10 protein-coding genes are annotated in these 12,463 nt (G+C 61.9%); 4 read left to right on the top strand and 6 right to left on the bottom strand.

What is annotated here, in order from left to right; translation table 11 throughout:
• The first annotated feature begins 5 nt into the window (after nt 1-5).
• On the top strand, nt 6-905 hold the full coding sequence (locus tag ACR65T_RS08315) for a pirin family protein (protein WP_434496038.1): 900 nt from the start codon (nt 6-8) through the stop codon (nt 903-905).
• A gap of 36 nt (nt 906-941) precedes the next feature.
• Here ACR65T_RS08315 and ACR65T_RS08310 read toward each other — a convergent pair whose 3' ends face one another.
• The 4 genes from ACR65T_RS08310 to ACR65T_RS08295 all read right to left on the bottom strand — a co-directional run bounded on the left by ACR65T_RS08310 (nt 942) and on the right by ACR65T_RS08295 (nt 4,817).
• Entirely contained in the window at nt 942-1,550 is a 609-nt protein-coding gene (locus ACR65T_RS08310) for a L,D-transpeptidase (RefSeq protein WP_434496037.1), read from the bottom strand.
• A 12-nt stretch (nt 1,551-1,562) separates the two neighbouring features.
• Nucleotides 1,563-2,708 (bottom strand): lysylphosphatidylglycerol synthase transmembrane domain-containing protein, encoded by a 1,146-nt coding sequence (locus ACR65T_RS08305; RefSeq protein ID WP_434496036.1) that lies wholly within the window; start codon nt 2,706-2,708, stop codon nt 1,563-1,565.
• 87 nt (nt 2,709-2,795) lie between these two features.
• A complete protein-coding gene (gene phbB / locus ACR65T_RS08300; protein ID WP_434496035.1) occupies nt 2,796-3,521 on the bottom strand; it encodes an acetoacetyl-CoA reductase in 726 nt (241 codons plus the stop codon).
• Nucleotides 3,522-3,644: 123 nt separating this feature from the next.
• Complete coding sequence (locus ACR65T_RS08295; protein WP_434496034.1) at nt 3,645-4,817, bottom strand: acetyl-CoA C-acetyltransferase; 1,173 nt, start codon at nt 4,815-4,817, stop codon at nt 3,645-3,647.
• A 243-nt stretch (nt 4,818-5,060) separates the two neighbouring features.
• On the opposite strand from ACR65T_RS08295, the gene phaR reads away from it, so the two are divergent.
• Both phaR and ACR65T_RS08285 read left to right on the top strand, forming a co-directional pair.
• Complete coding sequence (gene phaR / locus ACR65T_RS08290; protein WP_434496033.1) at nt 5,061-5,693, top strand: polyhydroxyalkanoate synthesis repressor PhaR; 633 nt, start codon at nt 5,061-5,063, stop codon at nt 5,691-5,693.
• A gap of 537 nt (nt 5,694-6,230) precedes the next feature.
• The gene (locus tag ACR65T_RS08285; RefSeq protein ID WP_434496032.1) at nt 6,231-7,847 is read left to right on the top strand and encodes a glucan biosynthesis protein; all 1,617 of its coding nucleotides are present in this window, start codon (nt 6,231-6,233) and stop codon (nt 7,845-7,847) included.
• An 87-nt stretch (nt 7,848-7,934) separates the two neighbouring features.
• On the opposite strand, the gene ychF is transcribed toward ACR65T_RS08285, so the two are convergent.
• Nucleotides 7,935-9,032: a redox-regulated ATPase YchF gene (gene ychF / locus ACR65T_RS08280; RefSeq protein ID WP_434496031.1), complete on the bottom strand. Its 1,098-nt coding sequence runs from the start codon at nt 9,030-9,032 to the stop codon at nt 7,935-7,937.
• A 123-nt stretch (nt 9,033-9,155) separates the two neighbouring features.
• Complete coding sequence (locus tag ACR65T_RS08275; protein ID WP_434496030.1) at nt 9,156-10,937, bottom strand: di-heme-cytochrome C peroxidase; 1,782 nt, start codon at nt 10,935-10,937, stop codon at nt 9,156-9,158.
• A gap of 115 nt (nt 10,938-11,052) precedes the next feature.
• On the opposite strand from ACR65T_RS08275, the gene ACR65T_RS08270 reads away from it, so the two are divergent.
• On the top strand, nt 11,053-12,441 hold the full coding sequence (locus tag ACR65T_RS08270) for a L,D-transpeptidase family protein (protein WP_434496029.1): 1,389 nt from the start codon (nt 11,053-11,055) through the stop codon (nt 12,439-12,441).
• Nucleotides 12,442-12,463 lie beyond the last annotated feature (22 nt).

The raw sequence follows: 12,463 nt of genomic DNA, 5'->3' as shown, positions 1-12,463 counted from the left end.
TCAGCATGTCCATCCCCGGGGGCGCCGCGACGGCGGCGAAGTCGATCGAATTGCAGATTGCGCCGCGCGCGCGCGATCTCGGCGGCTTCAGCGTCAGGCGCGCATTGCCCGACGACAGGCGCCAGATGGTCGGGCCGTTCGTCTTCTATGATCATTTCGGCCCGGTTCAATTCGCGCCGGGGCAGGGGATGGACGTGCGTCCGCATCCCCATATCGGTCTTGCGACCGTCACCTATCTTTTCGACGGGCGCATTCTGCATCGCGATAGTTTGGCGAATGTGCAGGAGATCGCGCCTGGCGCCATGAATTTGATGACCGCTGGGCGCGGCATCGTGCATTCGGAGCGCACGCCGCCGGGTCCGCGCGCGGCGGGGCAACAGATGCTCGGCGTGCAAAGCTGGCTGGCCTTGCCGCTGGCGCATGAAGAGACCGAGCCGAGCTTCCAGCATTTTAGCGCCGAAGTTCTTCCTGCCGTTGACGATAGAGGCATGTTCGCGCGCGTCATCGCCGGCGCCGCGTTCGGAGCCAAGTCGCCGGTGGAGACGCTATCGGATTGGTTCTATGTCGAGCTGCGTCTCGCCGCCGGCGCTTCGGCGCCGCTCGATGCCGATTATGAGCAGCGCGCGCTTTATCTCGTCGAGGGCGCCATAGAGATCGCTGGCGAACGTTTCGACGAGCCGCAATTGTTGATCTTCAGCCCGGGCGTCGCGATCACGATCCGCGCGCTTTCCGATGCGCGGATGATGCTGCTCGGCGGCGCGCCGGTCGACGGGCGCCGCTTCGTCTGGTGGAATCTCGTGTCTTCCAGCAAGGAGCGGATCGAACAGGCCAAGCGCGACTGGCGGGAAGGGAAGTTCCCTTCAGTGCCGGGCGACGCGGAGTTCATTCCGCTGCCGGAAGAGTAGCGGCGGTCAGCCGCCGACCGTCCGGCGTGAGGCGGCTTACGGAGTCACCACCACGGTCGCGCCGACGGCGACGCGGTCGTAAAGATCGACGACGTCCTCGTTGAGCATGCGGATGCAGCCATAGGAGGCGGCCGAGCCGATCGACTTGCGCATCTTCTGCGTCGTGCCGTGGATCGCGACCTGACCCTCGCTGAGCGTCATGGCGCGGGCGCCCATCGGGTTATTCGACGCGCCGCCGGGGATCACCTCCGGCAGCTCCGGATGATCGTGCTTCACATCTTCCGGCGGCGTCCAATCCGGCTCGACGAATTTGGCGTTGATCTGCACGACGCCGCTCCATTCCTTGCCCGCCTTCGGCACCGCGACCTTGTAGGCGATGGCGTCGTCCTGATCGACGATGAGATAGAGCTTGCGCTCGTGCTCGCTGACGACGATGGAGCCGGGATCGAGCTCGGAGTGATAATGAACGAATTCGCGGGCGGCGGCGGCCTGCGGCGCCGAGGCGGCGACTCCGATGAGGGCGGCGGCGAAAGCGAATTGGGCGATCTTGGAAGTGCGGCGGTTCATTGTCTTGCGCTCGATGTTCGATGTCTCGATGAGCGCGTTGTAGAAGAGGCGCCGCCCGCATTCCGTGCGGCGGCGCACGCGGGAATTCCGTCAGGCGAGCGTCGAAGCGGAGTCTTGCGCCTGCGCGGGCCTCAGCGCAGCGCCCTCAGGCGTCACGCGCACTTTCAGCCAGCGAAAAAATGCCACTCCCAGAAAGCCGACGATGATCAGCGTGTGGGGCGCGGTGATTGAGAAATGATACGCCAAGGCTGCGGAAATGGCGCGTTCCTTCTGAACGCCGTAGCCGTTGACGAGATAGGCGACGATGCCGGCTTCAAACAGTCCCAAGCCGGCGGGGCTCGCCGGAACGGCGATCGCCAGCGCGCCGATCATCAATAAGGTCATCGCGTGGATGAGGGTGAAATCGATTTCGGGGAGCAGCGTTCGAAAGGCGACATAGACCAGGCAGACATTTGTCATCCATATCGAGGCCGTGAAGAAGGCCGTTCTCGCCGCGCGGTGATTAGCGACCAATCCGCCTGCCTGTTTGAAAAATGCGTCCAGACGCAAGGCGTCCAGGATGCGCCAATCCGGGAGGCTCAAGATGGCGGCTTTCCGCCGGAAGGCGAATATGCCGCAAAAAACAATCGAAAGGATCACGGCGGCTGCGATCAACAGGCGCGGGTCGACAATGCGCGAATCTGAACTCGCGAGGATGAGCAATGACAAAATGACGATCGCTGTGACGTCGTAGAGCTTTTCCAGCAGGACTGCGGCGCTGATGCCGCCAATCGCATAATTAAAATAGGAATGTCCAAAATAGATTTTCACGCCTTCGCCAGCCCTGAACGGAACTAAACTGTTGAAGGTAAATCCCATCGTGGCGATCAGAAAACCGGAAAAGAGTCCGCCGCCAAGCAGCGTCGACAGGCGCGACCCATAGAACAGCAAGACGAACACATTCATCGTCATTGCCATCAGAATCGCGCTTAAGGGGATCTGCTTCAGCGCCTGCGACAGATCGGAAAATTCGATGTTCTGATAGAGCCAGTAGGATATGTAGGCAAAAAAAGCGGCGTTCAAAATCAGCGCGACATATCCGCTACGCTGAGAGATGTATTTTATTGAGCTGGTCGCTCGCTGCGGCCCCGAGTTCGCGGACAAAGTCCGAAGGCCGCTGATCGGCGAGACAATTTCGCTCAATCGCAGCTCGGGCGCGAGACGCGTCGGTCGTAGCAGATCGTCCTCTACGCTCATGGCCATCTCGCTTTGCGCGGAATAGCGCTTCGCCTCAAAGGTCAGAAAAATGGCCGGCGAAGACCGGCCTATTCTCTGGCCATCCGCTTAGTGCAGATACTGGCCGCCGTTGATCGTCAGAGTCGAGCCGGTGATGAAGCCGGCGTCCTCGGCGGCGAGGAATACGACGGCGCGCGCGATCTCTTCGGGCTCGCCGAGGCGGCCGACGGCGATATAGGGAATGATGTGCTTGTCGAGCACGTCCTGCGGAACGGCCTTCACCATCTCGGTGGCGATATAGCCCGGCGCGATGGCGTTGACGGTGATGCCCTTAGACGCGCTCTCCTGAGCCAGCGCCTTCACGAAGCCGATGTCGCCGGCCTTGGAGGCGGAATAGTTGGTTTGGCCGGCCTGGCCCTTCTGGCCGTTGATCGACGAGATGACGATGATGCGGCCGAAGCCGCGATCGCGCATGCCGTTGATGACCGGGCGCGTGACGTTGAACAGCGAGTTGAGATTGGTGTTGATCACCGCCTGCCACTGGGCAAGCTCCATCTTGTGGAACAGACGATCCTTGGTGATGCCGGCGTTGTTGACGAGAATGTCGACCGGGCCGATCTCCTTCTCGATCTGCGCGATTCCGGCGGCGCAGGCGTCATAGTCGGAAACATCGAACTTGAAGACCGGAATGCCCGTCTCAGCCTTGAACTTGTTGGCGGCTTCGTCATTGCCGGCGTAGGTGGCCGCGACAGTGTAGCCCGCCGCTTTCAGCGCCTTGGAAATCGCTTCGCCGATGCCGCGCGTGCCGCCTGTCACAACTGCAGTTCTTGCCATTTAAAGAGTCTCCTCCAGAATTGTTGATCGTTTGAAACGGCAGTCGGCAGTCGTGAGCAGGCAGTCGGAGAATATCGCAATCCGAATGCCTACTGCCTACGTCCTATTGCCGACTGCCGATGATTACCGCTCCACCGTCAGCGCGATGCCCATGCCGCCGCCGATGCAGAGCGTCGCGAGGCCCTTCTTGGAGCCGCGACGCGCCATCTCGTGCAGGAGCGTCGTGAGCACGCGCGCGCCGGAGGCGCCGATCGGATGGCCGATGGCGATCGCGCCGCCGTTGACGTTCACGATGGCGGGATCCCAGCCCATGTCCTTGTTGACCGCGAGCGCCTGCGCCGCGAAGGCTTCGTTCGCCTCGATGAGATCGAGGTCGGCGACCTTCCAGCCGGCCTTCTCCAGCGCTCTGCGCGACGCGGGGATCGGCCCGGAGCCCATCAGCGACGGATCGACGCCGGCGGTCGCCCAGGAGGCGATGCGCGCCAGCGGCGTCAGGCCGCGCTTCTTGGCCTCTTCGGCGCTCATGACGATGAGCGCCGCGGCGCCGTCGTTGAGGCCCGAGGCGTTCGCCGCCGTCACCGTGCCGTCCTTGGCGAAGGCCGGGCGCAACTTGCCGACGCCCTCCATGGTCACGCCATGCTTGATGTATTCGTCGGCGTCGACGACGATGTCGCCCTTCTTGGTCGAGATCGTATAGGGGATGATTTCGTCCTTGAACTTGCCGGCCTTCTGCGCGGCCTCGGCTTTGTTCTGCGACTTGACCGCGAACTCGTCCTGCTGCTCGCGGGTGATCTGCCATTGTCTGGCGACGTTCTCGGCGGTGACGCCCATGTGATAATTGTTGAAGGCGTCGGTGAGCCCGTCGACGATCATGGTGTCGACGAATTTGACGTCGCCCATTTTGGTGCCCGTGCGCAGCTGCGACGCATGCGGCGCGAGCGACATCGACTCCTGACCGCCGGCGACGATGATGCTGGCGTCGCCCGCCTGGATCTGCTGGGCGGCGAGCGCCACGGCGCGCAGGCCGGAGCCGCAGACCTGATTGATTCCGAAGGCCGTGGCGCTGTCCGGAACGCCTGCCTTGATCGCCGCCTGACGCGCCGGATTCTGGCCCTGCGCCGAGTCGAGCACCTGCCCGAGAATGACCTCGTTGACCTCATTGGGCTGGACTTTGGCGCGCTCGAGAGCGGCCTTGATGGCGACAGCGCCGAGCTCGTGGGCCGGAACCGCTCCAAAGGCTCCGTTGAACGATCCGACGGCGGTGCGCGCCGCGGAAACGATCACGATATCGGTCATCTGTCGATCTCCTTAAAAAATAGTCCAACCGCCCGACCGCCTTGGCCGGTCAGGGGGCGAAGTGTTGGTCCTTTCGCGCTTGCGGTGGGCAAGCCGCGGCCCGTTTTGCACGGAATCGAGCGGTAGCGAAAGGCTTTCGGCATGAAAATATTGCCGCAGGCGCCAATTTGCGCGTATCGTCCAACGCTAGACGACTGTTTTTAGGCGGGCGGCGGCCGTGCGGCGAGGGAGCATGTCAGGCGTATGGCGACTGAGAAAAAACCCACAACGATCAAGAAATACGCCAATCGTCGGCTCTATGACACCGGAACGAGCACCTATGTGACGCTGGAGGACCTTGCCGGTATGGTGAAGCGCGGCGAGGATTTCGTCGTGTGCGATGCAAAAAGCGGCGATGACATCACCCGCCCGGTGCTGGCCCAAATCATTTTCGAGCAGGAGGGCAAGGAAGGCCAAAGCCTGCTGCCGATCGCCTTCCTGCGCCAGCTCATCCGCTTCTACGGCGACTCGATGCAGATGCTGGTGCCGAGCTATCTTGAGTTCTCGATCGACAAGCTGACGAAAGAACAGCAAAGATTCCGGGATCAATTCACCTCGGCGCTCGGCGTCGGGGGCGCTCCCTTCGCCGAGCCGACTCGGGCGGCGTTCCAGTCGCTCGAAGAGCAGGCGCGCAAGAACATGGCCGTGTTCCGTCAGGCGCTGACCATGTTCAATCCCTTCGGCGTGCCGACGGAAGGCATGATGACCACGGCGCCGACGCTCGACGAGCAGGAAGGCGCCGGCGGCGCGCGCAAGGAGGGCGGCGACGTCGCCGACCTGAAGCGCCAGCTCGACGAGCTGAACAAGCGGATCGATAATCTGTCGAAGCCGGGGTAGGCGTTCAGCGTTACGCCGGGCCATCCTTCTCCCGCTGCGGGAGAAGACGTCGTCACGAAGTGACGACGGATGAGGGTCGACGCCGTTCAGAAAATCGCAGCGCCCTCACCCGACCCGGCTAAAGACCGTCGCTGGCGACGGGCCTCCGTACAGACGCCTTTTGGCTGAGCCGCCCTCTTCCGCAAGTGGGAGAGGAGTGGGAGAGGAAGAGACGCTCCGCGGATTTACCTATTAAACCTGAAATGCATCACGTCGTCGTCGGCCGCGACGTAATCCTTGCGTTCCGGACTCAGCCGTCCGGCGTCGCGCGGGCGGCGGTCTCCGCCAAATAGGCGTTGGCCGGAAGCGGTTGAGGCTTCTTCCGCATCATCGGCGTTAGGCGCATTTCCACGTCGGGCCGCAGGCGTCAACGGCGTCGCGTTTCCGCGACAATCCTGCCGATATGCGCATCATCGCCATCTGAATTTGCATCATGTGAAAATGCATCGCCAGCCTTGCCGCGAATCGCGAAAAACGCCTAGTAATAGGTTCATGACGATGAATGTTTCGATTAGCCGGCGATTGTTCCTAGCGCTCATCCACAGTCTGCCAGCCTGCGCCGCTCATCCTTCGGTTGCGTTCGCCGGCGCCAAGTCGAAATCAATACGCCCGCTGGAATTCGGTCCCGCGACGGCGTTTTCCTTCTCGAAAGTGAAGAAGCAAGCGCGCAAGCGGGCGAGTCTCCCTTACGCGCCTCGGCCTACGCCCGCGCCGCGCATCGTCAATCAAATCGACTATGACGCGCATAATCGAATTTTTCAGCCGATCGAGAGGGGTCTCTATCCCGCGCCGGATGGCGACGGCGCCGTCACGCTTCTTCATCTTGCCCGCTTGTTTCCGCATCCGGTTCGCATCCACCTTCTTGACGACGGCGTTGCGCGCGAAATTCGTTATCGCAAGCACGACTTCCGATATCCGAAGGAAAGCCCCGCCGCCAATATGCCCGACGATGCCGGTTTCTCGGGATTTCGCGTGCATCGGCATGGCGATCCGAGGGGGCTGGAGAGAGGACTCGCGCCAGACTGGATATCGTTTCTCGGGGCTTCGTATTTTCGCTCTTCTGGAGACCTCGACCAATATGGCGTTTCGGCGCGCGGCTTGGCGATCGATACGGCGGTCGCCGGGAAGGAGGAGGAATTTCCCGCCTTCACCGAATTCTGGATCGAAAAAAGTGGATCGGACTATCATGTGTACGCCTTGCTCGAAGGCAAGAGCGTCGCTGGAGCGTATTTCTTTGAAATCAAGAGGTTTCCGAATATCGTCACAACTGTGCAAGCGACTGTTTTTCCTAGGCGCGACGACATTGCCTGTCTCGGCTTCGCGCCATTGACCTCTATGTATTGGTATTCCGAAACAAACCGTTGGGCCGGTCGCGACTGGCGCCTGGAGGTGCATGATTCGGACGGACTGCTAATGCACAATGGCGCGGGAGAATGGCTGTGGCGTCCGCTGAACAATCCCGCGCGGCTTTCCGTCTCGACGTTTCTCGACGAGAGTCCGCGCGGCTTTGGACTTTTGCAACGCGACCGCTCATCCGCGAGCTATATTGATCGCGTCGCTTACGAACGCCGTCCCAATCTTTGGGTGGAGCCGCTGGGCAAATGGCCGGAAGGCGCGATCCATCTTGTTGAGATACCGACCGAGTCGGAATATTCCGACAATATCGTCGCCTTTTTCAAACCCGCCGAAAAACCGCGCGTCAATACGCCTATCCAAATATCATATCGCCTGCATTGGAATGCGGAAGAAATATTGCCGCCGCATATTGCGCCGGCAGTCGCGATCCGAATGACGAAGCCATGGACGCGCACGCTCCAGGTCGCCGAGTCTGTGCCGACCACAGGCGTTTGGTCGCACGCGCGCAAGGTCATGATCGAGTTCAGGGGCGAGAGCCTTGGCCGGTTCGGCCTGGCGCGCTTGCGACCTGTCGTCGAAGGCGCGATGCCTGGAGAAGAAATCGCTCTCGTTCAGGATCCGGACGGCGATCCCAATCATCTGCGCGTGATTTTCAATGTCCCCGGACAGGAAGAAGACCCGACGGAGGTCCGAGCATTCCTTCTCGGACCCGATGGACCCGTAACCGCCACAGTATTGGTCCAGGTTTGGATGACGTAAAGCGCTTTTGCGCCCATTGGCTTTCGATCCTGGAGAACGGATATTGATGAACGGTCTTCGCCTGCGCGAATTCAAGCTTCGCCGAATTTACGTGTTGAATCTGAAATGCATCACGTCGCCGTCGGCGACCACGTATTCCTTGCCTTCGAGCCGCAGCCGGCCGGCGTCGCGGGCGCCCGCCTCGCCCTTGTTTGAAATGTAATCGCCATAGGCGATCGTCTCGGCGCGAATGAAGCCCTTCTCGAAATCGGTATGGATCACGCCCGCCGCCGCCGGCGCGCGCACGCCTTTTTCAATGGTCCAGGCGCGCGCCTCCTTGGGGCCGACGGTAAAATAAGTGATGAGATGCAGGAGGTCGTAGCCGGCGCGGATGACGCGATTAAGCCCCGGCTCGACGAGGCCGACCGCCTCCAGATACTCCTTCTGCTCTGCGCCCGGCAGAACAGCGATCTCGCTTTCGATCTTCGCCGAGACGACCACCGCGGCCGCGCCTTCCTCGGCGGCGCGCACAGCGACTTTCGCTGATTGGGCGTTGCCTTCGGACGCCGACGCTTCTTCGACGTTGCAGACGTAAAGCACGGGCTTCGACGAAAGGAGCCCGAGACCGGCGAAGGCGACGCGCTCCTCCGCGCTCACCTTGGCGAGACGCGCGGGCTTGCCCTCGCGCAGCAGGACAAGGCAGCGGTTCATCAAATCGGCGAGTTCCTTCGCCTCCTTGTCGCCGCCCTTGGCTTTCTTCTCCATGGCGACGACGCGCTTTTCGAGGCTGTCGAGATCGGCGAGCATCAGCTCGGTCTCGATCGTCTCGACGTCGCGGATCGGATCGACGCCGCCTTCGACATGGGTCACGTCGCCGTCCTCGAAACAGCGCACGACATGGGCGATGGCGTCGCATTCGCGGATATTGGCGAGAAACTGGTTGCCGAGACCTTCGCCTTTGGAGGCGCCGCGCACGAGCCCGGCGATGTCGACGAAGGTCAGGCGCGTCGGAATGATCTCTTTGGAGCCGGCGATCCTGGCCAGTTCCTCAAGCCTCGGGTCAGGAACGGCGACTTCGCCGACATTGGGCTCGATCGTGCAGAAGGGATAGTTCGCGGCCTGCGCCGCGGCGGTCTGCGTGAGCGCGTTGAAGAGGGTCGACTTGCCGACGTTGGGCAGGCCGACGATGCCACATTTGAACCCCATATCCGTCCCGGTTTTTCGATTGCGCGTTGCGGCGCGGTATGCGGGGCGGCGCGAGAAAAGGCAAGGGGGACGCGCGTCCCCCTCGTCTTCATGCTGCGATCGTCGTCGCGCGCGGCCTTCGCGCTATAGGCTCTTCAGATATTCGAGAAGCGCCTTCTTGTCGGGATCCGAAAGCGAAGTCCCGAAGTCATGGCCGCAGCGGCTGTTGCCGGAAGCGTCGCGATTTTTCGGATCGCAGCTGGCTGTGGTGGCGTAGGTGTCGTCGAACTTCGTCTGTTGCTTGGCGAGGCCGACGTTTTCGATGTCATAGGCGGGGCCGACCTTGAAAGACGCCGGACGGTCGGCAGGCTTTTTCAGGAGATCGGCGAGGGTCGGCACAGAGCCATTGTGCAGATATGGCGCCGCCGCCCAGATGCCTTGCATGACCCGAGCCTCATATGCGGGCGGCGTCTTTTCCTCCGGCTTTTGATAGAGTTCGGCTAGGCTTTTCTCCATGACGCCGAGGAAGTCCTCCCTCAATGCCTGCGCCGTTACCTCCGGCCTAGCGGAGTCGCTTTCCAGGCACTCCCGCAGCAGGGGCTCATACAGTGCGATGTCTCTGAAATGTATGGGCGCGCGAAGGATCGATTGGACGACAGCCACGGTTAAAATGTTGATTTGGCTTTCGCCATCGCGCTTCAATCTCTGATTAAAGGGAGGTTTTGGGAGCAACTGGCCTTCAAGCACGCCGGTTTTGCCGACACGTTCTAGAACCCCATATTCCGCGACGTCTGTTCCGACGTCCTGTATCGGCGTTCTCCAGGTAAATTTCGCGCACAAGCGCTTGGCGGCGTCCTTGGTGTTGATCTCGTGGCAATTTGCTCCGCATTCGCGGTCGTAAATTTTCTTTCCGGCGTCGGCGAGTCCCTTGTCGACGGCCCACTGCCATTTTGGCGGCTCAATTTGCCTTATGAGCGTTTCGAGACGCATGAGGCCCGGCATATTGAGTGAAGAGCCATTCAGATATTCGACCCCGTCCGGATACAAAATATCTTTACGGGGATGAAAGACGCCGAAGACGCCATAAACCTCGCCGACGTTGCGCGCGAGGCCGAGAATGCCGTTTCCGTTTTCCGCAAACCCCGGCCACTGGGTCATATCCTGGACCGGCGCGTTCCAAAGGAAGGGATAGCGCACGGGCGCGTTGGCCCTCTTTATATTCTCCTTGATGATGTGATCGGGCGAAGTCCCGATGTCCAATCCGGAGACGCGGTTGAAGATCATCGACACGGCGTCGAGACGCCCGACGCCCCATCCTTCGGGCGGCAGGGATGCTTTCATCAGCACATGGTACGGCTTGAACCAGTCCTCCACCTGCTTGTGGAGCAGTTTGCGTTCCAGCTCCGTCGCGTGCTGGCCCAGCACTTGTTTGGCGAATTCGGCGAATGTCGGCGCGTCGTTGACAACTTTATCGACGGACGTGTCGATGTCCGCGAAGAAGTGCTGAATGTCGACGATCGCCGGACCTCCGTCGATTCGCCACGACACTCCGCCGACGTCGATCTGGCGCGTATGGCACGCGGCGCATGTCATGCTGAGCGTCTTGCTCTCAGGCGCGACAAGAAATCCGACGGGGAGGCCGGCGGCGCTGTCCGGATTGCGCAGATAGCCGTAGCGCGTCATTCCGTCGTCGAGAAAATGTGAGCCGTCGGGACGCTTCAGCGCCTTGAACCAGTCGAGCGGCATGATTCGCGAGCCCTGATCGAGACTGTAGAATTCCTTGCGCTCGGCGGGCGTCCAATGATCTCCCTGATTCGCGTAGTTCGGTTCGGCGGCTGACGAAGGATTTGCCGCGGCGAGCGCCAGCAGCGCGGCGGCGGCGATGTGCGCCCGCAATAGCGCGCGCAGTGCTTTGTTTGCAATCATGGCTCCCCCAAAACAATAGAATATGCGATGAAATTAGAGCATAGGCGCGCGTGATTCACAACGGGCGGCGGCGCGCCGCCGCTGTGCGCGACGCCCGCGCCGACACGGCATGAAAATGAAGAGAACTCCTTCCGCTTCTCGTCTTGGCCTCCTGATTGGGGCGCTGTTGGCGATGCTCGCGACAGGCGCGCCGCTTGGCGCTGAAACCGCGACGCCCGAATCGGCGCCGGCTCCCGCGCAGTCGGCGCCGACGCCCGTCGCGCCGCCGCCGCCCGCAGCGCCGTCCGAACCTGCGCCTGTGACCTCTGCGCCGCCGGTCAGCGCCGCGCCCGCCGCGCCGCAAGCGACAAATCCAGCGCCCGCTCAGACCGCCGCGAAAAAGCCAAAACCAAAACCAAAACCCGCGCCGCCGCGCGAGGCGGCGCTCTCCGACGATCCGACGCCGGCGTTGCAGCCTCAGACATTTTTCACTACCTCGAAGGCGGCGGATCGCTACCGGCAGATCGTCGATCTCGGCGGATGGCCGAGAGTGGGCGTCTCGCTTCGGCCCGGCGCGAAGGGACCCGCAGTCTCGGCGCTGCGCCGGCGCCTTGCGGCCGAAGACGACGGCATCGTCGACACGGCGAAAGAGAAGTGGGACGCCGATCTCACGGCGGCGGTGAAGCGCTTTCAGTATCGCCTGGGGCTGAAACAGACGGGCGTCGTCGCCGGCGCGACGCTACGCGAACTCGACGTGCCGGCGGAGACCCGCTTCCATCAGCTCGAGTCCACCGCACAGCGGCTCACTGCGTTCGATTTCGCCTTTGGCCCGCGCTACATCGTCGTCAATATTCCGTCGACGGCGGTCGATGCGGTGGAAGACGATCGCGTCATGCGCCGCTACGCCGCGATCGTCGGCGATCCCGAGCATCATTCGCCGGAACTGCAGGCGAAGGTCGTCGCGGTCAACATCAATCCGACATGGACTGTTCCGGTCTCGATCATCAAAAACGAGATCGCGCCGAAGATGCTGAAGGACCCGACCTATCTGCAGCGCTCGCATATTCGCGTGCTGAATGCGCAACGCGAGGAGGTCGATCCGCGCTCGATCAACTGGGCGAGCGAGCGCGCCGCCCAATACACGCTGCGGCAGGATTCCGGCGCGGACAATTCGCTGGGCTCGATCCGTATTTCGATGCCCAATTCCCATTCCGTCTACATGCATGACACGCCGTCGCGAAATCTCTTCGCCAATGATTATCGCTTCCTGTCGCATGGCTGCGTGCGCGTACAGAGCGTCGTCGATCTCGCGGCCTGGCTGCTCGACGGCGAATCCGGCCCGCAGATGAGCAAGGAGGAGATCAACGCAAAAATCGCGTCGGGCGAACGCGAGGAGGCGCGGCTGACGCAGCACGTGCCGGTGGCGTGGGTCTATATGACCGGCTGGGCGTCGGCGGACGGCCTCGTGCATTTTCGCGATGATGTCTATCATCTCGATGAAGTGAGCGGAATCGCCGAACAGTGAACGCTTCGTCAAATTCCGTATG

The sequence above is a fragment of the Methylocystis sp. genome, assembly GCF_051061285.1.
In the GTDB taxonomy this organism is placed as follows: Bacteria; Pseudomonadota; Alphaproteobacteria; order Rhizobiales; family Beijerinckiaceae; genus Methylocystis.
Note: the sequence above shows the minus strand (reverse complement) of the source record. Positions and strands in the feature narration are given on the sequence as shown.

Excerpts from the sequence above, each read along its gene's own strand:
- ACR65T_RS08315 (WP_434496038.1), top strand. The coding sequence starts at position 6 with ATGTCCATCCCCGGGGGCGCCGCGACGGCGGCGAAGTCGATCGAATTG.
- ACR65T_RS08305 (WP_434496036.1), bottom strand. The coding sequence starts at position 2,708 with ATGAGCGTAGAGGACGATCTGCTACGACCGACGCGTCTCGCGCCCGAG.
- phbB (WP_434496035.1), bottom strand. The coding sequence starts at position 3,521 with ATGGCAAGAACTGCAGTTGTGACAGGCGGCACGCGCGGCATCGGCGAA.
- ACR65T_RS08295 (WP_434496034.1), bottom strand. The coding sequence starts at position 4,817 with ATGACCGATATCGTGATCGTTTCCGCGGCGCGCACCGCCGTCGGATCG.
- phaR (WP_434496033.1), top strand. The coding sequence starts at position 5,061 with ATGGCGACTGAGAAAAAACCCACAACGATCAAGAAATACGCCAATCGT.
- ACR65T_RS08285 (WP_434496032.1), top strand. The coding sequence starts at position 6,231 with ATGAATGTTTCGATTAGCCGGCGATTGTTCCTAGCGCTCATCCACAGT.
- ychF (WP_434496031.1), bottom strand. The coding sequence starts at position 9,032 with ATGGGGTTCAAATGTGGCATCGTCGGCCTGCCCAACGTCGGCAAGTCG.
- ACR65T_RS08275 (WP_434496030.1), bottom strand. The coding sequence starts at position 10,937 with ATGATTGCAAACAAAGCACTGCGCGCGCTATTGCGGGCGCACATCGCC.
- ACR65T_RS08270 (WP_434496029.1), top strand. The coding sequence starts at position 11,053 with ATGAAGAGAACTCCTTCCGCTTCTCGTCTTGGCCTCCTGATTGGGGCG.